We start from the raw sequence: 21,079 nt of genomic DNA on the forward strand, positions 1-21,079 counted from the left end.
ATTTCTTTTTGAAATTTTACCTAAACTTTCTATTCAACCATTATCATTTTCCAATTTTTGGAGTTCCCTTGTACAAAAGGATATAATTTTATCCGTAGCACCAATATTTTCGGCAATATATTCTTTACATTTTCGCCCCGCTTCTATTCTTATTTCATTATTCGAATAAAAATCCTGAAACTTTTGAGCGAATTCAAATTTATCTTTTACAGAAAAAGCCCCCTCTATTTCCACCAGGTCAACCGCCTCCTTAAACTTTGAATATTCCTTTCCAAAAAATACCGGAATTCCATAAGTAGCCGGCTCCAGGATATTATGCAGACCTTTATCGAAGGCCCCACCCACATAAGCAATTTCTCCGTACTGATAAAGAGATGACAGCATACCCACGTTATCAATGACTAAAATTTCCTGATCCTTCACATTCTCCAGAGTTGCCTCTGAATAAAAGATTAATTTTTTCTTCGAGAATGCTTTTTTTATTTCATTGATGTAGGAAGGACCAATTTCATGAGGGGCAAAAACTAATTTTATGGGATTGGCAAATTGATTGATCATGTGTGCTACTACTTCCAGATCAGGTGACCAGCTACTTCCTACTACAAGGGTGAATTCATTGTTTTTAAAAGTCCGTACTATCGAAAAGTCTTTCTTTTGCTCCACAATTTCTTTCACCCGGTCAAAACGAGTATCTCCGCCAATGGAAACCGCCCTAAGTCCGATCCCCTTTAGCAACTCCAGTGATTGGGAGTCCTGGACAAAAATATGCTGGAAATTACTCAATATAGCCCGGTAAAATCCACCATAGGGTTTAAAAAATAACTGATTTTCACGGAAAATAGCAGAAAATGAAATAACAGGAATCTGCTTATTTTTTAACTCAGAAAGGTAATGATGCCAAAATTCGTATTTTACAAAAAAAGCAAAAGCGGGTTGGACCACCGCCAAAAACTTAGCTGCATTCTGTTTAGTATCGATTGGCAGGTAAAAAATCCAGTCTGCCACTTCGTAATTCTTTCTTACTTCATATCCACTTGGGGAAAAAAAAGTAAGCAGAATTCTATAAGATGGTAACTCTCTATGTAAACGTTCAATTACAGGCCTTGCCTGTTCAAACTCTCCTAATGAGGCGCAATGAAACCACAGAACCTTTGTATTATTAGAATTAATTTTTTTTTCTAATTGGTCAAGTAAATTTTTTCTACCCTCAACAAATAACTGTGCCTTTTTATTGAAAGTTGAAAATATTAGGATAAGGTACCAATATATTTTTATTCCAAGATTGTAGAGAAATTTCATTGAGTACTTGTGCCAGTAATGTAGTAGAATTTTCAAAATTGAATAGGCAGAGAAAGCTTTATTCAAAAATAACCTATTCTAAACTGGCTACAATCTTACAAAAAATTTATCGAAGGAATTTACTTTTTAGTTTAAAGGATTTTTGCTATCAATCCATAAACCTAAATTGAGATAAACTCACTAAGAAATTTTGCAACCTAATTTTTGCCGTAAATACTCAATTTACTTTTCAACTCTTTTCTTGCAATATGAATTCTGTTTTTTACAGTTCCTATAGGAATTTGTAAATTATCAGCTATTTCATGGTACTTATAACCCTGAAAATGCATTAAAAAAGGAACCTTGTAGGTATCATCCAGGTGAGTAATTGCATTCTGTATATCCTTCATGGCAAATGAAGAAAAAGCAAGATTCTCTGTTACCTCTGAAGTGGAATTGATGAAATGCAGGTTATCGGTAGTATCCACAAAAGTCTTCCTTCTGGCTAGCCTCTGGCAATTCGTAATAAAAGTATTTTTCATAATGGTATACAACCAGGCCTTCAAATTAGTGCCCTGAGCAAACTTATCTCTATTGGAATATGCCTTTAACATAGTATCTTGTATAAGATCATTGGCATCTTCCAAATCTTTTGTAAGTTTTATTGCAAAAGGCTTTAGCGATGGAGAAACTTCTTTAAGCGAATAACTGAATTCTAGAGCTGTCATGATTTAAAAATTTAGTTAAGTGGTTTTGTTTAAGGCTGAACTAATATTGTTAAACAAATATAACATTTTTTGTTTAACAAATGCAAGTATTTATTAAACAATTTTATCATCAATACTCGCTATGCAACATAACAAAAAACTATCATTACGCCACATTAAAACACAAATAACTTAAAATCAGCACTATACAAGCAAAAGATAGGACATTAAACACACTAAAAACAGATAAATTAAAATGTTTAACAATTTTTACTTTTAATTAAACAAAATAAAAAAAATGAATTCAAGTCTGATTTTCTTCCTCATTATCAAAATTCTAACCTGTAACACTTCCTGTTTTCAGATTAATGAAAGCAAACCAGTTAGGAATTATTGGGGATTTTATGCTCACAGGTTGATCAACAAATCCGCAGTTTTCTTATTACCTCCCGAAATGTTTGGGTTTTATAAAAAAAACATCCGATACATCGAGGAAAATGCAGTAAATCCTGATGCCAGAAGATATATTATCAGAGAGGAGGCTCCGCGTCATTATATTGATTTAGATGTTTATGGTGAACATCCTTTTGATAGTTTGCCCAAATACTGGAAGGAGGCCGTGGAAAAATATGGGTTGGACACACTAAATAATTACGGAATTGTTCCCTGGCATATCCATACCATGAAGTTCCGGCTCACAGAAGCTTTTAAAAGAAAGGACACAGAATACATCCTCAAAATGTCTACAGAAATAGGCCATTATATTGCTGATGCCAATGTTCCTTTGCATACTACTGAAAACTATAATGGTCAATTAACTAACCAGGTAGGTATTCATGGGCTTTGGGAGTCTAGGTTACCAGAAATGTTTGCACCACATTATAACTTATTTATGAATAAAGCTAAATACCTGGAAAACACTCAATTAGAGGCCTGGAATGCAGTAAGAAACGCCAATATGGCACTGGATTCTGTCCTTAAATTTGAAAGAGAAGCCACACAAAAAATCGGAATTGATAAAAAGTATAGTTTTGAGGAGGGTAAGCATCAAAGAGTATATTCAAAAGATTTTTGCAAGGTTTACCATAAAATGTTAAATGGAATGGTAGAAAGGAGAATGAGAGCTTCCATAAAAATGGTGGCTGATTTTTGGTTTACCTCCTGGGTAGATGCTGGTCAACCCGATCTCAATTTACTTTTAGATCCCAATTTTTCAGAAGAGCAATTTCAGCAAATGCAAATAGAAAGAAAGCGGGATGCGCAATCCAAAAAAGTAAACTCACGACAGCATGAAACCGTACCAATTGATTAAGGTAACCAGGAAGGGTCCCAGTAATAAATATGTCTGCTGCTATGTAGTGGAAATTGTGCTTTATTAAAAACTCCTTCCCCTTGCTTTAATTTATGGTCAGGATTTGCGTAAATTTGGGTCCGGAATTGATTAATGCAAATAATCTCCTTCATTATTGGTATATTTTTTATCTTTTACCAATAATATTTTTTGGAGAAGCAAAATGAACCATACTCAATGGAACAATTACGTATAATCTCCCAAACAATATTCATTTGGGTACAATTTTTCGGATGTAGATAATAGGATTTTTTCTTTAATACTTTTATTCCAAATTGATTCTATCTTTTAATAGTAATACTTCTTTATGTTTATACTTACCAAGGAAAATTCTATAGCAAATCATATCATTGCGGAGCTAAGAGATGTGAAAATTCAAAAGGATAGCTATAAATTCAGAAAAAACCTGGAAAGACTCGGTTGGTTTCTGGGATATGAAATCTCCAAAACCCTTCAATATCAGCCACATGAGGTACAAACGCCACTAGGAACTTCCCAAACTTCTTTAATAAAAGATGAAGTAGTATTGGCAACAATACTTAGAGCAGGCCTGCCGTTTTACCAAGGGTTTGTGAATATTTTTGAACAGGCAGAAAGTGCCTTCATTGGAGCATACAGACAGGAAAATAATTCAGATATTGAAATTAGTGTGAACCTGGAATACCTGGCGTCTCCTAATTTAGATGGGAAAGTATTAATTCTGATTGATCCGATGTTAGCCACAGGAAAATCCTTAGTTCTGGCGATCAATAATTTATTAAAAAACGGAAAGCCAAAGCAAATCCACGTGGTAACTGCTATTGCCAGTGAACCCGGAGTAAAATACCTGACAGAAAACATAGAATGTGAATTATGGATTGGTGCTTTGGACTCAATATTAAATGCGAAATCTTATATTGTGCCGGGGCTTGGAGATGCAGGAGATTTGTCATTTGGGGAAAAACTTTAATCATTTGAACTTAACTACATGTTATTATACAAAATAGCCTTTTTAATTATTGGTCTTCTAATTTTAATTGGAGGGGGAGAATTTTTAGTAAGAGGAGCTTCCAGAATCGCACTAAGGCTACATTTATCTCCATTAGTAGTGGGATTAACAATAGTGGCATTCGGTACCTCTGCACCAGAACTATTTATTAGTGTGCAATCTGCTCTTGATGGCAGCCCTGATATGGCTATGGGCAACGTAATCGGTTCAAATATCTGTAATTTAGCTTTGGTACTGGGTATTACCGCAGTTGTTTCTCCAATTGATGTACATTCTAATAGTATTAAAATCGACTGGCCAATGGCCATGGGAAGTTCAGTACTCCTTTTTATACTGGTTAGGGAAAATTATCTGGTTAGGATTGAAGGACTCATTTTTGTAGCCATCCTTATTTTATACATCATATTTCTGATCAGGGAATCCAGAAAGGAACATAGAAGGGAAAAACTTGAGGACCTGGATATTGAAGACCTTGACCCAAAAGAATTAGAGTCAACTGCTCCTAAAGCCTGGTTCACTGATATAGGTTTAATTATTTTAGGATGTGCAGGTTTATATTTCGGTTCGGAATGGTTTGTAAATGGTTCCAGAGATATTTTTAAAGACCTGGGTGTTTCGGATAGAATCATCGGTATAGTAGTTTTGGCCCTTGGCACCAGCCTGCCCGAATTGGTAACATCTATTGTGGCTGCCATCCGGAAAAACACCGATCTTGCTATTGGCAACCTGATGGGCTCCAATATTTTCAATGTCTTGTCTATTTTAGGCATTACCAGTATTATCAAGGATATACATGTGAGCACTTCGATTGTAGGAGATATGTATTGGATGATTGGGGTAACACTTTTGGTTTTTCCTTTAATGTTTTTTAACCGAAGGCTTGGGAAACTTCAGGGGGGAATTTTACTCTCTGTTTATTTTTATTATACCTATTCTATTCTGGCAACGGTATAAATCTTTTTCAAAATTTACCAGGTATCTTTCTGGCATTGCCAACATATTTCCCTTTAAATTGCTATCCTTATACATAAGCAATTAACTTTGTGCATGTTTAGATAATTAGTCTGGGATTTATGTGGAGCCTTTTAATCAAATACCTGTCTGTTTTTTCAGGAAGCATGCTCAAATTTATTTTTGGGCCTGTGGCAGGGGTATCATTCGGGCTATCTTTTTTAGAAACCTTTATTCTCACCGTATTGGGAATGATGGCCACAGTAATCATCATTACCTTTGCCGGAGGTGATGTAAGAAGAAGAATTTTTTCCAGGTTCTTTAAAAACAGAAAAATTTTCACCCCCAGAAACAGAAAAGTAGTAAAAATTTGGCGGAAATACGGAATGTGGGGGGTAGCCATACTCACTCCCCTCCTTTTCAGTCCTCCTGGCGGTTCCATAATAGCCGTATCCTTTGGAGAAAAAAAAGGAAAAATTCTTACTTCAATGTTTGTGAGTGCGGTAATTTGGAGTTTATTTTTTTCGGGAATAATTACCTACTTTGGAGAAAAAGCCATACAGCTTTTTTCTTAACCCTTCTCAAAAATATTTTGTAAATTTTGGGCAAATAACATTTTCTTTCATCATTTGTTGAAAGGTTATGACAACCTAAAAAATCTCCAACTTTTAGATGCCAAAATAAATTCTGTATGCGCATAATTCTTTTTACAGGAAAAGGAGGGGTGGGAAAAACAACCATAGCAGCTGCAACTGCCCTAAAAGCAGCTCACCAGGGTTACAAAACCTTAGTACTTTCAACCGATCCCGCCCATAGCCTTTCTGATGCACTCAACCAACCATTAGGTGCTGAACCTACCCAGATAACCGAAAATCTGGATGGACAGGAACTGGATGTTTATTATTCCATGAAAAAATACTGGGGAAACATGCGCAATTTAATGTTGCAGGTTTTCCGATGGCAGGGAGTTGAAAATATTCTGGCAGAAGAGCTTTCCGCATTGCCCGGTATGGAAGAAGCATCTGCTTTTCTCTGGCTGGAAAAATACTATACCGAAAATGAATATGATCTTATCATTATAGATAGTGCTCCAACAGGAGAAACTTTAACTTTGTTGACACTTCCACAGGTAACCAAATGGTGGGTTACCAAGGCTTTTCCTTTCCAGCGGATGGCTGTAAAAACACTGGGTTCGGTCATTAGAAATGTGACAGGAGCTCCAGTAGATTACGGCTTTGAAGAATTGGAAAATATGTTCGATAAACTGGAAAAAATCCAACAGATATTCTCAAATCCTGAGATTTGTTCAATAAGGCTGGTGGCAAATCCCGAGAGAATGGTAATACAGGAAGCGAAAAGAGCATATACCTACTTGCAGCTTTATGGCTATAATGTAGATGCGATAATTGTAAATAGAATTTTGCCTGAATCCGAAACAGATTCTACCTTTTCCAAATACATTACTTCTCAAAAAAAATATATAAATGATATTGAAGATAGTTTTCAACCACTTCCTATTCTGAAAGTCGGACATTTGGGAGAGGAGGTTTTTGGTCTTGAACTGCTCAGTAAAATCGGAGACCGGATATATGAAGAAACGGATCCAACCGAAATCATGTTTAATGAATCTCCTTTTTCTATTGAAGAGACAAAGGATGCCTACTGTATAAAAATAAAACTACCACTGGTGGAAGAAGAAGAGTTTTCTGTTAAAAAACTTGGAGACGAACTTGTTATCCAATTAAGAAACCAGCGAAAAAATCTTTTCCTTCCAAAATTTGCCAATTTCTACGAAATGGAAAGTTATTCCTATGAAAATCCATGGCTGAATGTGCTTTTTAAGAAAAACAAAAAATAGCATTCAATTAAAAGGTTAAGTAAACGTATTGAAAGAAGTGGTCATTTACTGGAAAAGCAGGATTAAACCACTTCACAGAAAGGATTAAGCATTCACTTTAATATGAGGAAAAGTATTCTTGCCATTGTTGTTTTCTTATGGGCAATTTCTGGGTTTGCCCAAAAAGTTGACTACAACAAACATTATTATTCTGTAATAAACCAGGCCGAACTCCTGCTTATTTCCGAACAACATGACAAAGCTTTAGCTCAGTATTATGCTGCATTTAAAAATGTTCCAACTCCATTGGCCAGAGATATTTTTAATGCAGCCGTATGTGCCACATTGACCGGAGATTATGAGTCAGCTTTCAAACTTTTAGACCAACTCATTGTAAAAGGCACTGATATCACATTTATAAAATCCATGGAAGTTTTTAGTGCTCTTGTAAATGATTCAAGATGGGAAATTTTTGTCAATAACTATCCAAGGAACAGGAAAATATACCTTCAAACCATTAATGTTCCCTTAAGAAAAGAGTTGGAATGGATGGCTGCACTCGATCAGCATTTTAGGTTGAAAGATAATGGAATGGCTGTTTACCAGGACACAATTGCCCAAATCGATAAAAACAATATAGATAGATTTAATGGCATTATTGAGAAGTTTGGTTTTCCCGGAGAAGATTTAATAGGTGTAGAAAACCCGGCCTCAGCCCCTCCCTACCACACTATTCTGAATCACCTTTGCCATAAAGCATCTATGGGAATGGGTAAGGGAATTGCTGAAATCAATTTTCCTTTGCAGGAATTTGTAAAATTTGGGAAGCTTTCTCCTTACCGTTTTGCCAACTTTATTGATCAGCAAGGAAAACCCGTTTATGGAAATACCGTTTTTTACAGGTTAGACAATTCCCCGGAACTAAGAGTTTTAGTGCTTGGAGAAAAAGGATTAAAAAAAATTAATAAAAACAGGGCTTCTGTTGGTTTGGAATCTTTGGAAGACTATCAAAAGAAGGTGTTGTTTGCATTAAAGGATTCCAGATTTATTTTCAATTTTAACGGAAGTATTGTATCTCTTAATGGCATGTCTGCGAAAGAAAAAGAAGCCTTCATCCAACAATCTAAAGTGGTGGAATAAACCTATTTTTTGCGCTTAAGTCCTTCCCCGGCCTTAAACCTGTATTTATAAAATATTTGTTTAACAGCCGATTCAATAAGTTTTTCAACATCTGTTCGTCCTTCCTTAAAAGTTCCAATGGCCGTACCACGCCAGACAAGCAAAGATTTTTGAGTATCTACTATATGTACATCCAAAGTGCCTTCCTGGTAATAAGAGGTATTCGGGATAGAAGTACCAAAACCATAGCTCATTCCTCCATAACCACCATAGCTTCCTCCCCCCACACCCACATAGGTACTACTGGTCTTTTCTTTAGTCTGTGAACTTACAAAATAGGTAATTGCCAGGTCGGGAGTATTACTTTCTACATAGGCTCTGGATTTCATCTCACTGGCAATTGAACTTTCCAAAAGAGCTAGCCTTTGTGGCATCACTACTCCCATATTTTCCATTTCCTCAGAAGTGGGCGAATACACTTTAAATGTTTCATAATGTTCAAATGCAGCATCCCTGTCATAATCATAAGAAGTATTGATGGAGCTTGTGCAGCCAGAATATACAGCTGCAATAAGGAGTAAAATAACAAATGAAAAGTCTTTCCCTAAATTCATATGGTGAAACCTTAATTTAAAAGTAATATGTGATTGAAGGTATTTGGCCAAAATTAACTTTTCGCACTAAAAATATAATACGATTCCTTTTATAAAGTAGAATTTAATTTTATGTTTAAACCAAATTTCAACTATCCTAAATTTTTTATTTAATGAAACTATATTTTTTACCCCTATTATTTCTGGTAGCCTCATTGAGTAATACTTATGCTCAGGATGCCGAATTGTATTCCACATCAGGCCTGGAAATAATTTTCTCTGGTGCTGCGGTGCATGAAAAATCTGGTCAGCAAGGAAGCAATATCCTTAGATTTGCTCCGGTTTTCAACTTTCAAAGTATGTTAAATTATGATGCCAATCCAAACCTTGGAATTTTTTCAGGGATTGCCATAAGAAACGTTGGATTCATCTATGATCCGCCAAATTCAGGAGAGCGAAAAAAATACAGAACCTATAACCTCGGTGTTCCTTTTGGGGTGAAAATCGGACAACTTAGACAAGGCTTTTTTTATGGAGGATATGAACTGGAATTGCCTTTTCACTATAAGGAGAAAACTATTGTTAATGAGCAGAAAAGTAAGTTTTCTGTATGGTTTAGCAACAGAACTCCTACGCTGACGCATTCATTCTTTGCCGGTATTCAGCTTCCAAAAGGATTTAACCTGAAATTTAAATATTACCTGACTAACTTTTTCAACCATGGTTATACTGAAACAGATAGTGATGGTAACACCTCTCAACCATATGCAGGGTTTGACGCCAATGTATTTTACATTTCTTTAAATGCTAATTTATTCAAAAATGTAAAATTCTATTATAGCAAGGAGGTTCAGGATTATTACAATGAATAAGCTCTGAATCTTACTCATTAAAAAAGCCATTTCAGAAATTCTGAAATGGCTTTTTTAATCTTTTTATAGCTTAATTATTTTGCAGCAGCAAATCTTTTAGAAACTTCATCCCAGTTTACTACATTCCAGAAAGCACCAATATAATCTGGTCTTCTGTTTTGGTAGTTTAGATAATAAGCATGTTCCCATACGTCAAGTCCTAAAACAGGAGTTCCTTTTACTTCAGCAACATCCATTAAAGGGTTGTCCTGATTTGGAGAAGAAGTAATGGCTAATTTTCCGTCAGCTACGATTAACCAGGCCCATCCGGAACCAAATCTTGTTGCAGCGGCTTTGGCAAATGCTTCTTTAAAGCTGTCAAACGAACCAAAAGCAGCATCTATAGCAGCAGCCAGATCTCCTGAAGGAGCCCCTCCGCCATTTGGAGAAAGTACAGTCCAGAATAAGGAGTGATTATAATGACCACCTCCATTATTTCTTACTGCAGTATTACTTCCTGCAACTTTTAGAAGCTCTTCCAATGATTTTCCTTCCAGATCAGTCCCACTAATGGCATTGTTCAGGTTAGTTACGTATCCGTTATGATGTTTGCCATGATGGATTTCCATTGTCTTTGCATCTATATGTGGTGCTAAAGCATCATGAGCATAAGGTAAACTTGGTAATTCGAAAGCCATTTTATATTAAAATTTCAGTGTTAAAAAATTAAAAAATGAAATATTTATTATTTCAAATAATAAGAACCTACTCTTGCAAGGTCTTACTGTTCAAAGATATTATTTACTTTTATTTAAAAAAACTCAACTTTCGATTTATAGTTCTCCTTTTCCCCACTTTTTTTTCACATTTTCATCAAATAATTACATTATTCTTACCATCAAAATGCCTTTCAGGTAATTTTTTCTAAAATTTTCTTCGAATTTTTCATTAATCCAAAATCCCTTATTAAAGATAATGAAAGCAGATTCTTTTTTTTAAATTGGCTTTGGGCTTCTTCAATCCAGCAATTTTCATTGTAAAAAAAACAGCAAAAAAGCATTTTCCAAAAGAATTATTGTTTTTCAGCATAATTTAAACTAGCCTCTTCTTTTTCTTTTTTTATTGCAATGTAAGAAAATCACCGTTCTTAAATTTTTTTTTAAAAAAAACCTTATAATCAAACAATACGATTTATATTGGTCCCGTTTACTAAGTGTATTTCGATACAAACAAAAGATTTCATTTAAAAGAGATTAATTATTAAATAAAAAAATTGAAACATATAAATATTATAAACCTTATGAAAGCATTAAAAATAACTCAGGAAGATATAATCAAATACATCTACGGTGAAGTATCAGGTAAGGAGAAAAAAATGATAGAAGATGCGATATTTAGCAACCCGAAACTTGAAGAATCTTTTTATAATTACCTTGATATGAAAAATCAGGTAGACCAGGTTGGAGAAAAAACAAAACCAAGTGATAAGGCCATCAAAAATATTATGGATTTTGCCAAATCATTTGGAAAAGAAAAAGTTTAAAATACCTAAGCTTTATTAGATTTTGCTTTATATTATCATAACTAAAAATAAGAAAGCCAGACTTAATCGTCTGGCTTTTTTTATATTTAAAATCTAACCGGTAACTATTGATTTATCTGCCTAAATCCTCTCATCAACTTATTTGAAAAAATAAATTGTTGCAAAATTGGAGATTCTGCATCAAAAACAGATTCATTACTCCCTTCCCAAACTTTCGTTCCCTGATGTAAAAACAGGATGTATTCCCCAATTTCCATCATAGAGTTCATATCGTGGGATACAATTACAGTGGTCAGGTTATATTCCTTTGTGATTTCGTGAATAAGATTATCAATTACAATAGCCGTGTTGGGATCCAGTCCGGAATTAGGTTCGTCACAAAAAAGGTATTGAGAATTTTGCACAATTGCCCTGGCAATCCCTACCCTTTTCTTCATTCCTCCACTAATTTCAGAAGGCATTTTTTTACTTGCATTTTCTAGTCCTACCCTCTTCAGACAAAATTCTACACGATCTTTTTTTTCACCCAAAGGCATTTTGGTAAGCATATTCAAAGGGAACATCACATTTTGCTCCACGCTCATAGAATCGAACAAGGCACTTCCCTGGAAAAGCATCCCGATTTCCCTTCTTATTTCCTTCTGTTGGTTTCTGGTAGCATTATAAAAATCTCTGTCATGATAAAAAACATGCCCAACATCGGGTGGAATTAATCCCACGATGGATTTTAGCAAAACACTTTTTCCTGTTCCACTTGCACCAATAATCATGTTGGTTTTCCCCTGCTCAAATTTGGCACTGATGCCTTTCAGTATTTGTTTTCCATCAAAAGACTTTTCAATATTTTTTATCTCTATCATTTCAAATGTGGTGAAACCAAAAGCTTTAATTAGCTTTTCCGAAAATTAAATGAGGAATTGAGCCAGAATAAAATCAGCCAGCAAAACAGCTATACAACTATTGGTTACTGCTTTTGTGCTGGAAATACCTACTTCCAATGCTCCCCCTTCTGTGAAATATCCTTTATATGCGGAAATAGACACAATCAAAAAGCTAAAAACCAGGGCTTTTATCAGAGCAAAAAACACATTGAAATCCATAAAATCGGACCGAATACCATAAATATACTCTTGTGCAGTGATTACCCCGGCTAAGGTCCCGGCCACATAACCTCCGTAAATTGCCAAAAAACCAGCAATAATTACCAAAGCCGGATACATTATAAGCCCGGCCAAAATTTTTGGCAACACCAGATAAGAAGCAGAATTAATACCCATTACCTCAAGGGCGTCTACCTGTTCTGTAATTTTCATGGTTCCGATAGTTCCTGCAATATTGGAACCCACTTTTCCGGCAAATACTATAGCTGTAAATGTAGGAGCAACTTCAATAAGTGTCATGTCCCTTACCACAAGACTAATTACGTAATCGGGAATTAGCGGGCTAACCAGATTGAATGCAGTTTGTAAACACATTACAGCTCCAATAAATACCGAAACCAAAACCACAATTACCAAAGAATCCACCCCAATAAGAATACACTCATCAAAAAATAATTTCAAATACACTCGAAAAGGCTCTCTATTGGTAAATAGTTTCCCCATAAACAAAATGTATCTTCCTAAACTCCGCATATATCAGGGATTTTCTTTTAGTGTGTCTTGTGATAAAAAATTACAATATGCAAACATTAATAAAAATAGGAAACTTCAAAGAAAAATATCATTACTTTTTCATGAATAACCAAAATCAAAGTTTATCCTACCTCAAAAAATAAAATTGGTAAAAGGACCAAACTATCCTTAAGTTGGGAATTTATCCCTTAAATTTAACTTTGCAAATCTAGCAAAATCAATTACTATAAATTAGTTACACACAAATATAACTATTTAAAGCACTCTCAAAACAAATAAAAGATGATAGTAGTAACAGGAGGTTCGAAAGGAATTGGAAAAGCCATCATTCAGATTTTTGCCAAAAATGGCTTTAATATCGCTACTTGTGGAAGAAATAATGCAGATTTAATCGCGCTAAAAAATGAAATTGAATCAGAATTTGGAGTAAAAGTTTTTGTACAAACCGCTGATTTATCCTTGCCGGAAGGCACCAGGTCTTTTATCGAATTTGTGAAAAGGATTGGCGAAAAACCTCAGGTTTTAGTTAACAATACCGGAACATTTATACCAGGCGCCATTCATGATGAACCAGAGGGCCAGCTTAGAAAAATGATTGAAACTAATCTTTATAGTGCATATGATATCACCAGAGGCTTAGTTGGGGAAATGATCAAGGAAAAATCGGGACATATTTTTAATATTTGTTCAATTGCCAGTATTACAGCCTATGCCAATGGAGGCTCATATGCTATTTCCAAACATGCCATGCATGGGTTTTCAAAATGCCTGCGCGAAGAGATGAAGGAACACAATGTTCGGGTAACGGCAATACTACCCGGGGCAACCCTTACAGCCAGTTGGGAAGGTGTAGAATTACCACCCGAGCGATTTTCTAAGGCTGAAGATGTTGCTGAAGTCGTGTATAGTGCCTTTAATATTTCCAAAAATTCGGTAGTTGAGGATATTATTATTCGTCCGCAATTAGGTGATCTTTAAAGTAAATTGTAGATAATAAGTAAGGATAAAAAATAATTTTTAGTTTTCAGCTTGTTCTTTTTACCCAATACTTCTTAAATACCCATTGGTTTGGGCAAAAATAAAGGTGTATAAAATCAAATTTTATTTTTTCAACTTTACTAAGGAAAACTGATACAGTAAACCTTCAACAAAAAGAATTCAAACTTCGTATCAAACCCTAACTATCTACTAACCTCCATGAAACTAAAGCCTTGTCTTTCGTTATTCATTTTTTTGACTATCCTTTTGATTAGTACCTTAACTTATGGTCAAAAATTTGAGAAACTTTTATCTGAAAACGATTCTACCCTTATCTATGAAATCCAATTAAAAAATGGTTCTGTATTTTATGGCAAAATACTTTCCAACAAGGAGAAGGAAATAATTTTTTCTACAGATGAAATTCCTTCTTTTTCAATAGAAAAGAGTAGAATAAAATCAATTGAACAAATAGAAAACCTCAATCAAAAAAGGGGTGCATACTGGTTCCCCAATCCAAATTCTTCGCGGTATTTTATAGGGCCATCTGCTTTTGGACTAAAAAAAGGAGAAGGGTATTATCAGAATATTTACATCATGATCAACAGTGTAAACTATGGAGTGACTGATTATTTTTCTATTGGAGGAGGCTTTGAAGCCGCAAGTTTATTTGCAGGCCAATTACCCGGCTTCTTTTTAACCCCCAAAATAAATATTCCAATTTCTAAAAAACTGAAAACTGCCGCGGGGGTAATGTTATTGGCTTATCGTCCACAAGATGAAGAAATTCAGGGCCTGGGAATTGGATATGGAATTGTGTCCTATGGCAGTAAAGACAATAATATTTCTGGTGGAATTGGGTTTGCATGGGACAGTGAAAACTTATCAGATACCCCTGTTTTTACCATCAGCGGAATGACAAGAATTAGCAGGAAGATCAGCCTGGTAAGTGAAAACTGGCTCTTTACAAATTATGAGGAGGGCAATTTATTTTCCTATGGCGTCCGAATAATGGGACAGAAAATGTCTGTGGATTTAGGTTTTTGGACCAATAAGGAAATATCAGAAGTGATTTTCCTGGGAATTCCTTATGTGGATTTCACGGTTAAATTTTAATTTATTTGCCTTTTGTAACCATTTAAGTGAATTGGTAGTCAAAATACTGAAATCAATTTAGTAACTACCAATTCATTTAGTGTTATGGAGGATTTATTAATCCCATTAGCCGCTATATTGTCTTTTTTTGGCAGTATAACCGCCATTTTAATTGTCATTTTTCGAATCCGGCACAAAGAAAGAATGGCTCTGATTCAAACCGGCCAGACAGCAAACGAGCTTTTCTCTAAAAAATCCCAAAATCAGGAAAGTTTAAAAATAGGAATATTAGGAATTGGCATTGCCTTCGGTCTAATTACCGGGGAAATTTTAATTACTTTAACGGCCATTAGCACCACCATTGCCTATGTTTCCATGTCATTTTTATTTGGTGGAATTGCCCTTATCATTTACCACCTCAAATTGAAAAAAGAAGTTATAGTACCTACACCTTTTGCAGATAAAATTTTGGATGAGTTGTATTAAAATAAAAAACCAGACTTATTAAATTTATGGAAGTATTAATAAGTCTGTTTTTTTTAATACACATCAAAAAACTTAAACAGGGACTGCCTCAATAATACTTAATGGACAACTCGTTGGGATAATATTATTTAATTTAAACCCTGAAGCTTCCAGTAATCTTCTAAACTCCTCTTCAGTTCGCTCTCTTGCAGTTCCAAAATTGATTAACATGGCAATATCCAGTGCTTTTTCAAATCCCGGGGAATTATCTGTTTGAATCACGTGTTCAGCAATCAGTAATTTTCCTGCGGGCAGTAATTTTCCTGCGGGTTTGATTGCAGCCCTACAATTTCTAAGAATCCTTAAACAATCCTCATCACTCCAGTCATGAATAATGAATCTCAGCAACTGACAATCGGTTTTCTGAGGAATTTCTTCAAAAAAACTTCCTGGAATATACTTTAACTGACTACCTTCCTGATATTCTTTGGCCACCTCCACAACTTCAGGTAAATCCAATACAAACCCTTCTAAATGTGGATTGTACTTTATTATCGTATTTACAAAACTACCCTGCGATCCTCCAATATCAATAATGGAAATAAATTCTGAAAAATCGTAGGCAGAAGCCAAAGGTTCATTAAAAGATGAGGAAAGACTGCTCATGGCAAGGCTGAAGGTTTCACCCGCTTCGGGATTCTGTTTGGCAAAGTAATCCCATAAAGATTCAGCCCCCAGGGAGTCCGTTAACACCTGGTCTCCTTTTTTCACCGCATTTTTCAAATTGTTGATTACCTTCCAATGCCACTCTCCTGAGAACATTCTAATAAAGTTCCTTTGGGAGCCTTCCACCCCATCCTGAAGGAAAATAGAAAGTTGTGACTGGTCAATAATATGATCATTTAGCTCCTTAAATACACCCTGACTGGCCAGAGTCCTTATTATTCTAAGCAATGCGTGAGAATCAGAGCCGGTTTTCTCAGCCAAATAATTAATGGACTTTGGACCGTCTTTAAGCAAATCAGCAATTCCAAGCTCTGCAGCAACATTTAAACATTTCGCCAAAATATGACCACTCATAAAATTTAGCAATTGCATAGGAGCAGACATTTCGTTTTTTTCCACAGCAGATGCTGCAGAAACAACAAGTTGATTTTCTGTCATTTCTGTAAGGGTTTAAATTTTAAAATAGAGGAAGATTAGTAAAAAGGTAAAGGCTAGTGCAAATGCAAATAGAGAAATAGAAATTCTGTTCTCTTGAGGTAAAGATAAAAATTGTATTTGTAAATAAAAAAAGCAGACAAAATTTTTATCTGCTTTTTATTGATTTTAACATATAAATAATCCCAATATAATATTAATTAAAATCTGTATTTGTACCATGTTATGATAATACAGCATCTTTTTTATCCTGAATTAACCATTCAAGTGACTTTTCATAATCCTCAAAAAACTCGGTTTGGAAAGGAGCCTCTTCCCCCTCACCATTTTCATCAATTGTTTGCTGTATAGAAACCTGAGTAAAGAAATCCTCCGCTACCAAAAAGGCTTTTTTCTTTACACCTGCCTTTACATAGCTAGGGAAAATTTCCTTTACGAACCATGCCTGCACTTCGGGAATAATGACCACATGGTAATCCCTTAAATCTACCAATAATAAGTTGGGAGTAAATTTTTCAATATTTTCTGCCCAGGCCAATAATTCTTTTTTGTATTCTACTCCGGTAGCGTCAAGTTCTTTGCAAGAAGCATCCCAAGTGGCAATTAACAGAGATTCATTTTTTTCGTGGCTTATGCTTAGATATTGACTTTCGTAAACGTTCATAAGATTAAAATTTTGGTTAAAATTTTTCAGCAAAACGCCATATTAAATATTAATCTTATAAAATATTAACACCCTTATATAAACCCAAAGTAAGCTTTTACCACATTTTTAATATTTACATTAAATTATCATCTAGTTTTTAGCAATTCTTTGTAATAAAAAAGTGATAACAAAATACAATGAAAATTATTAAAAACACAAAAAGACGATTACCCAAAATATTATTTCAAAGCCTTTCTTACTAAAAAGACATTTTAAATTCATTTGGACTATTCCTGGATTATACCCCTAATACCTTTCAGGAACACACAAAAAATATAACCTATTTAATTTTACAGAAATAATAAAAGCATAAAAAAAACAGATGTGATTATTACATTTCTCATACTAATCAATTACCAACAAGGTAAATTAACAAAAAAACAGGAAGTAGATACTATTTTTCTTTTCATAATTCCCCATATACCCAACCAACAAAATTAATTTTTACACCATGTATTATTTTAAAGAATTTTATAAAACGCACATAAATAACCCACTGATAAATAATACCGAAAACGGTTATTTATCCTATTTTCAAATTAAAACAAGATGGTTTTTCTGATTGGCTTCAGTTTTTCAATATTTACTGATTTCAAACCGCATATATAGTTACAGCTTTTCTTGAAATAGAAAACCCCTACAAGACCTTATTAACTGCCAGCAAATTATTGAACTAAGGCATTATTTGTTTTTTTAGTCGCGAGTTTTTTGGCAATAAATCGCCCTACTTTCCTTCCCTGATCCACCCCATTTCTAATGGCCGGCATATAGTGAATACCGCCATAAAGCCTGCTGATAGCAGCTTCTTCCGATGCTTCATAAAAGGAATCAAAATGTCTGGCGGTAAGCCCGAATTCTACTTCAGTAGAATCCATAAAAGAAAAGTTATCACCAAGTAATTCGGTAAGGGCTACAGCTGCTGAACCGGAAATTACACTGTGCCCACTGGTATACTCAGGGAAAGGCGGAGTTTGTAACAATGGCACCCAGTCCTCATCTACAGTCTGATTGATCACCGTTTCTGGCCTTATAAGTGAACTTCTGTATTTCTCATCCCAGCAACTAATAAAGGCATCTGCCAGGGATATGGAAACACGGGAATAAGCTTCACAAGTTTGCATAAAATCGAGTTCGGCCTTTCTGGAAGCGATTAAGGTAATCCCCATCCAATGACCTCCAGGGGTTATTTTTTTGGTAGCAAACATCACATGTCCCTGGTGATGAGACACATAAGGGTTACAGTCCCAAAACTTGGCAATTTCCCGCTGCTCCTCTGAAAGTTGGTTTACTGTTTCGTAAACCTCCATCATTTCCCTGTAAAACTCACTATCCTCACTCAGGCTAAAGGGAGTCGGTTTTTCAGGAATAAACTGAGTCGCAGAATCAATTACAAAAGGCCTAATTTTATTCCAATGCGGTTCAATTCCTTCCATATAATCTGGAGGAGTAGGCTGCCATCGGCCTTTGTCATCATTTACGGTAAATTTTGGAAAAGTCCTGGTCTGTTTATAATTATCCTTATCAGCCCATCCCAATATATGTTTGGCAACCACTTCACCATAAGCCAAAGAAGCATTAAAAGTTGTTTCAGGAATTCCTGTATTCTTTAATTCCTGGTACAATTCATTCTGATAAGCCTCTATTTTTTCTTCAGAAAAAACAAGCGCTTTTCCCACAATTAAAAAAGCATGCAAACTGGCTACGGGATAGGAAATATCTTCTCCAGCGGAAGGTTTGGGAGTTTCACCTAAACCAGTTAGCTGCCCTGTCATCGACTGATATGCTGGATTGTCATTCACCAAAACCTCATAGGCAGCAATATTTGGATAAGCATATATCCTGCTGGCCACAGGTGGAGAGAAAATATCATGAACAATAACATCGGTGAGTTTCTTAAGGCTTTTATGATAATACTCTGGGTCATTCACAGCCTCTTTATAATTTCTAGTTCCCTGATTCTGGCAGGAAGAAAAAAAAGCCAATAGGAAAATAAGAAGAATTAGACTTGAATTGAGAATAGACTTTTCTTTTCCAGTTTTCTGATGTTCTAATTTTAATTTCATTTCATCATTAGATTGGCACTACTACCAGCTCAACTTAAATTATCAGGAGTTGATCTCTCCGGTTAATTTTTTAAGGTATTTACCTGATAGCATGCAAGTTTCAATATAGTTTCTTTGAGCTTAGTCTACCTCAAAATTACATACACATCCAATAAATCAGGCCTGTTAGTGGTATTTTTTATGAATAACTTTTGACTCAAAAGTTTTCAAACCGAGTTAATTTCTAGCAATAAACAAGCTCTCCTCACCTTCGGAATTACTATTTGCTTTTTTATTTCACCATCAATCCACATTCCTGTTTTAAATAGATTAATTATTAGGTAATTTTAGCCAAAATATGCATTTGAATTTAATTATCTAGAGAAAATTCTATGGGTTAGATTCATGGGCAGGGTTTAAAAAATGTAAATTATTACCAACAAGGAAAGGAAATGAAAAGTGGGCAAGTGACCATTAAAGATTTGGCACGAGAATTAAAAATATCTGCGGCTACTGTATCCAGGGCGTTAAAGGATCATCCGGATATCAGCAAATCTACTAAGAAAGCCGTCATATCGCTGGCTGAAAAATTAAATTATCAACCAAATTCGGTTGCCCAGAGCCTTAGGCATAGTAAAACAAATACTATTGGGATAATAGTCCCTGAAATTATTCATTACTTTTTTTCTTCAGTTATCAGTGGAATAGAGGATGTGGCCTATACGGAAGGCTATAACGTAATGATTTGCCAATCCAATGAGAAAATTGAACGGGAAATTGCCAATACCAATGCCTTGTTGTCTAATCGCGTAGATGGCTTCCTGGTTTCAATCTCTAAATCGACCAATAATTTCGATCATTTCCAGAATATTTTGAACCGAAATGTTCCTTTGGTGTTTTTTGACAGAATCTGTACCGATATAAATACACACAGTGTATCCGTGGAAGATTATGAAGGAGCCTATAAAGCCACCAGGCATTTAGTAGAAATTGGCTGCAAAAAAATTGCTCACCTGTCTGGTCCACAAAACCTGCTGATAAGTTATAACAGAAGGCAAGGTTACCAAGACGCCTTATTGCATCACAATCTTCCCCTCAAAAATGAATGGGTATTGGTTGCAGACAGCCTGGAAGATGGTTTTGAAGCAGCAAAAAAACTAGCCAGTCTACCAAAGCAAGATAGGCCCGATGCGATTTTTGCGGTAAATGATATTACCGCAGTGGGGGCTATGAAAGCATTAAAGGAATGTGGTCTGAAAATTCCTGAAGATATGGCCATTATTGGATTTAGTGATGACCAAAAACTTGCCCCACTTTTAGAACCGCCACTTAGTAGTGTGGCACAACCAGGATTCGAAATCGGGCAGGAAGCCATAAAATTATTTTTAAAGGAAATTTCCAAGCCTGAAAAAGATGGTATTTTTGAAAAGAAAATATTAAAAACAGAATTAATTATTCGAGAATCCACCAGGAAAAACCCCATTTAAAAACCACTTATTATTTCCTTTACAAAATGCAGTTTTTTCCTTTCAGAAATTAGGGACAATGGGTGAAGTGCATTGAGTTTTTTTAATCTAGTTTCTCATATTTCCATAGAAGTAAACTTCTGTAAACGTTTGCGAATTCGTTTGCGGAAATATTCAATTCTATTCCCTTGTTTTTCTCTTTTTTTCGCTATTTATTTAGGCAAATTATAAGTGATTTTTTATTCCGTATTCCATATAAAAACTGAGGGTACAAAGCATTGAAAAAATAAATAATGGTTGTGAAGTTGGTTTAT

21 protein-coding genes are annotated in these 21,079 nt (G+C 35.1%); 12 read left to right on the plus strand and 9 right to left on the minus strand.

The window, feature by feature from the left end:
- Window positions 1-33: 33 nt before the first annotated feature.
- Both A3EM_RS0138985 and A3EM_RS0138995 read right to left on the minus strand, forming a co-directional pair.
- Window positions 34-1,299: a 3-deoxy-D-manno-octulosonic acid transferase gene (locus A3EM_RS0138985; RefSeq protein WP_020533672.1), complete on the minus strand. Its 1,266-nt coding sequence runs from the start codon at window positions 1,297-1,299 to the stop codon at window positions 34-36.
- 197 nt (window positions 1,300-1,496) lie between these two features.
- Complete coding sequence (locus tag A3EM_RS0138995) at window positions 1,497-2,006, minus strand: RNA polymerase sigma factor (protein ID WP_020533674.1); 510 nt, start codon at window positions 2,004-2,006, stop codon at window positions 1,497-1,499.
- 277 nt (window positions 2,007-2,283) lie between these two features.
- On the opposite strand from A3EM_RS0138995, the gene A3EM_RS0139000 reads away from it, so the two are divergent.
- From A3EM_RS0139000 to A3EM_RS0139030, 6 genes are all read left to right on the plus strand, one after another.
- The gene (locus A3EM_RS0139000) at window positions 2,284-3,297 is read left to right on the plus strand and encodes a zinc dependent phospholipase C family protein (protein WP_020533675.1); all 1,014 of its coding nucleotides are present in this window, start codon (window positions 2,284-2,286) and stop codon (window positions 3,295-3,297) included.
- Window positions 3,298-3,643: 346 nt separating this feature from the next.
- On the plus strand, window positions 3,644-4,285 hold the full coding sequence (gene upp, locus A3EM_RS0139010; protein ID WP_020533677.1) for a uracil phosphoribosyltransferase: 642 nt from the start codon (window positions 3,644-3,646) through the stop codon (window positions 4,283-4,285).
- Window positions 4,286-4,303: 18 nt separating this feature from the next.
- Window positions 4,304-5,278 (plus strand): calcium/sodium antiporter, encoded by a 975-nt coding sequence (locus A3EM_RS0139015; protein WP_020533678.1) that lies wholly within the window; start codon window positions 4,304-4,306, stop codon window positions 5,276-5,278.
- 164 nt (window positions 5,279-5,442) lie between these two features.
- Entirely contained in the window at window positions 5,443-5,850 is a 408-nt protein-coding gene (locus A3EM_RS0139020) for a hypothetical protein (RefSeq protein WP_245576602.1), read from the plus strand.
- 116 nt (window positions 5,851-5,966) lie between these two features.
- The gene (locus A3EM_RS0139025; RefSeq protein ID WP_020533680.1) at window positions 5,967-7,133 is read left to right on the plus strand and encodes an ArsA family ATPase; all 1,167 of its coding nucleotides are present in this window, start codon (window positions 5,967-5,969) and stop codon (window positions 7,131-7,133) included.
- A 102-nt stretch (window positions 7,134-7,235) separates the two neighbouring features.
- The gene (locus A3EM_RS0139030; RefSeq protein WP_020533681.1) at window positions 7,236-8,252 is read left to right on the plus strand and encodes a hypothetical protein; all 1,017 of its coding nucleotides are present in this window, start codon (window positions 7,236-7,238) and stop codon (window positions 8,250-8,252) included.
- Window positions 8,253-8,254: 2 nt separating this feature from the next.
- Here A3EM_RS0139030 and A3EM_RS46785 read toward each other — a convergent pair whose 3' ends face one another.
- Complete coding sequence (locus A3EM_RS46785; RefSeq protein WP_052323414.1) at window positions 8,255-8,845, minus strand: DUF4136 domain-containing protein; 591 nt, start codon at window positions 8,843-8,845, stop codon at window positions 8,255-8,257.
- 152 nt (window positions 8,846-8,997) lie between these two features.
- Here A3EM_RS46785 and A3EM_RS45100 point away from each other — a divergent pair, with 152 nt between their 5' ends.
- The gene (locus A3EM_RS45100) at window positions 8,998-9,696 is read left to right on the plus strand and encodes a hypothetical protein (protein ID WP_020533683.1); all 699 of its coding nucleotides are present in this window, start codon (window positions 8,998-9,000) and stop codon (window positions 9,694-9,696) included.
- Between the two features lie 74 nt (window positions 9,697-9,770).
- Here A3EM_RS45100 and A3EM_RS0139045 read toward each other — a convergent pair whose 3' ends face one another.
- Window positions 9,771-10,373, minus strand: a complete 603-nt coding sequence (locus tag A3EM_RS0139045; RefSeq protein ID WP_020533684.1) for a superoxide dismutase — start codon at window positions 10,371-10,373, stop codon at window positions 9,771-9,773.
- Window positions 10,374-10,975: 602 nt separating this feature from the next.
- Between A3EM_RS0139045 and A3EM_RS0139055 the strand changes: the two genes are divergently transcribed.
- The gene (locus tag A3EM_RS0139055) at window positions 10,976-11,218 is read left to right on the plus strand and encodes a hypothetical protein (protein WP_020533686.1); all 243 of its coding nucleotides are present in this window, start codon (window positions 10,976-10,978) and stop codon (window positions 11,216-11,218) included.
- 104 nt (window positions 11,219-11,322) lie between these two features.
- Here A3EM_RS0139055 and A3EM_RS0139060 read toward each other — a convergent pair whose 3' ends face one another.
- Both A3EM_RS0139060 and A3EM_RS0139065 read right to left on the minus strand, forming a co-directional pair.
- Window positions 11,323-12,078, minus strand: coding sequence for an ABC transporter ATP-binding protein (locus A3EM_RS0139060; protein ID WP_020533687.1), 756 nt, complete (start codon window positions 12,076-12,078; stop codon window positions 11,323-11,325).
- 45 nt (window positions 12,079-12,123) lie between these two features.
- A complete protein-coding gene (locus tag A3EM_RS0139065) occupies window positions 12,124-12,852 on the minus strand; it encodes an MlaE family ABC transporter permease (protein ID WP_026210868.1) in 729 nt (242 codons plus the stop codon).
- Window positions 12,853-13,134: 282 nt separating this feature from the next.
- On the opposite strand from A3EM_RS0139065, the gene A3EM_RS0139070 reads away from it, so the two are divergent.
- The 3 genes from A3EM_RS0139070 to A3EM_RS0139080 all read left to right on the plus strand — a co-directional run bounded on the left by A3EM_RS0139070 (window position 13,135) and on the right by A3EM_RS0139080 (window position 15,411).
- Window positions 13,135-13,830, plus strand: a complete 696-nt coding sequence (locus A3EM_RS0139070; RefSeq protein WP_020533689.1) for an SDR family NAD(P)-dependent oxidoreductase — start codon at window positions 13,135-13,137, stop codon at window positions 13,828-13,830.
- A 267-nt stretch (window positions 13,831-14,097) separates the two neighbouring features.
- Entirely contained in the window at window positions 14,098-14,946 is an 849-nt protein-coding gene (locus tag A3EM_RS0139075; RefSeq protein ID WP_169513468.1) for a hypothetical protein, read from the plus strand.
- Between the two features lie 84 nt (window positions 14,947-15,030).
- A complete protein-coding gene (locus A3EM_RS0139080; protein WP_020533691.1) occupies window positions 15,031-15,411 on the plus strand; it encodes a DUF6249 domain-containing protein in 381 nt (126 codons plus the stop codon).
- Window positions 15,412-15,483: 72 nt separating this feature from the next.
- Here A3EM_RS0139080 and A3EM_RS0139085 read toward each other — a convergent pair whose 3' ends face one another.
- From A3EM_RS0139085 to A3EM_RS0139095, 3 genes are all read right to left on the minus strand, one after another.
- Complete coding sequence (locus A3EM_RS0139085; protein ID WP_020533692.1) at window positions 15,484-16,554, minus strand: methyltransferase; 1,071 nt, start codon at window positions 16,552-16,554, stop codon at window positions 15,484-15,486.
- A 220-nt stretch (window positions 16,555-16,774) separates the two neighbouring features.
- Window positions 16,775-17,215, minus strand: a complete 441-nt coding sequence (locus A3EM_RS0139090) for a hypothetical protein (protein ID WP_044241061.1) — start codon at window positions 17,213-17,215, stop codon at window positions 16,775-16,777.
- A 707-nt stretch (window positions 17,216-17,922) separates the two neighbouring features.
- On the minus strand, window positions 17,923-19,320 hold the full coding sequence (locus A3EM_RS0139095) for a vanadium-dependent haloperoxidase (RefSeq protein WP_020533694.1): 1,398 nt from the start codon (window positions 19,318-19,320) through the stop codon (window positions 17,923-17,925).
- A gap of 431 nt (window positions 19,321-19,751) precedes the next feature.
- On the opposite strand from A3EM_RS0139095, the gene A3EM_RS0139100 reads away from it, so the two are divergent.
- Window positions 19,752-20,786, plus strand: coding sequence for a LacI family DNA-binding transcriptional regulator (locus A3EM_RS0139100; protein ID WP_020533695.1), 1,035 nt, complete (start codon window positions 19,752-19,754; stop codon window positions 20,784-20,786).
- Window positions 20,787-21,079: the final 293 nt, after the last annotated feature.

Source organism: Flexithrix dorotheae DSM 6795, assembly GCF_000379765.1.
Taxonomy (GTDB): domain Bacteria; phylum Bacteroidota; class Bacteroidia; order Cytophagales; family Flammeovirgaceae; genus Flexithrix; species Flexithrix dorotheae.

Excerpts from the sequence above, each read along its gene's own strand:
- A3EM_RS46785 (WP_052323414.1), bottom strand. The coding sequence starts at position 8,845 with ATGAATTTAGGGAAAGACTTTTCATTTGTTATTTTACTCCTTATTGCA.
- A3EM_RS0139045 (WP_020533684.1), bottom strand. The coding sequence starts at position 10,373 with ATGGCTTTCGAATTACCAAGTTTACCTTATGCTCATGATGCTTTAGCA.
- A3EM_RS0139015 (WP_020533678.1), top strand. The coding sequence starts at position 4,304 with ATGTTATTATACAAAATAGCCTTTTTAATTATTGGTCTTCTAATTTTA.
- A3EM_RS0139055 (WP_020533686.1), top strand. The coding sequence starts at position 10,976 with ATGAAAGCATTAAAAATAACTCAGGAAGATATAATCAAATACATCTAC.
- A3EM_RS0139080 (WP_020533691.1), top strand. The coding sequence starts at position 15,031 with ATGGAGGATTTATTAATCCCATTAGCCGCTATATTGTCTTTTTTTGGC.
- A3EM_RS0139070 (WP_020533689.1), top strand. The coding sequence starts at position 13,135 with ATGATAGTAGTAACAGGAGGTTCGAAAGGAATTGGAAAAGCCATCATT.
- upp (WP_020533677.1), top strand. The coding sequence starts at position 3,644 with ATGTTTATACTTACCAAGGAAAATTCTATAGCAAATCATATCATTGCG.
- A3EM_RS0139025 (WP_020533680.1), top strand. The coding sequence starts at position 5,967 with ATGCGCATAATTCTTTTTACAGGAAAAGGAGGGGTGGGAAAAACAACC.
- A3EM_RS0139100 (WP_020533695.1), top strand. The coding sequence starts at position 19,752 with ATGAAAAGTGGGCAAGTGACCATTAAAGATTTGGCACGAGAATTAAAA.
- A3EM_RS0139060 (WP_020533687.1), bottom strand. The coding sequence starts at position 12,078 with ATGATAGAGATAAAAAATATTGAAAAGTCTTTTGATGGAAAACAAATA.
- A3EM_RS45100 (WP_020533683.1), top strand. The coding sequence starts at position 8,998 with ATGAAACTATATTTTTTACCCCTATTATTTCTGGTAGCCTCATTGAGT.
- A3EM_RS0139085 (WP_020533692.1), bottom strand. The coding sequence starts at position 16,554 with ATGACAGAAAATCAACTTGTTGTTTCTGCAGCATCTGCTGTGGAAAAA.
- A3EM_RS0139065 (WP_026210868.1), bottom strand. The coding sequence starts at position 12,852 with ATGCGGAGTTTAGGAAGATACATTTTGTTTATGGGGAAACTATTTACC.
- A3EM_RS0139020 (WP_245576602.1), top strand. The coding sequence starts at position 5,443 with ATGCTCAAATTTATTTTTGGGCCTGTGGCAGGGGTATCATTCGGGCTA.
- A3EM_RS0138995 (WP_020533674.1), bottom strand. The coding sequence starts at position 2,006 with ATGACAGCTCTAGAATTCAGTTATTCGCTTAAAGAAGTTTCTCCATCG.
- A3EM_RS0139095 (WP_020533694.1), bottom strand. The coding sequence starts at position 19,320 with ATGAAATTAAAATTAGAACATCAGAAAACTGGAAAAGAAAAGTCTATT.
- A3EM_RS0139090 (WP_044241061.1), bottom strand. The coding sequence starts at position 17,215 with ATGAACGTTTACGAAAGTCAATATCTAAGCATAAGCCACGAAAAAAAT.
- A3EM_RS0139000 (WP_020533675.1), top strand. The coding sequence starts at position 2,284 with ATGAATTCAAGTCTGATTTTCTTCCTCATTATCAAAATTCTAACCTGT.
- A3EM_RS0138985 (WP_020533672.1), bottom strand. The coding sequence starts at position 1,299 with ATGAAATTTCTCTACAATCTTGGAATAAAAATATATTGGTACCTTATC.
- A3EM_RS0139030 (WP_020533681.1), top strand. The coding sequence starts at position 7,236 with ATGAGGAAAAGTATTCTTGCCATTGTTGTTTTCTTATGGGCAATTTCT.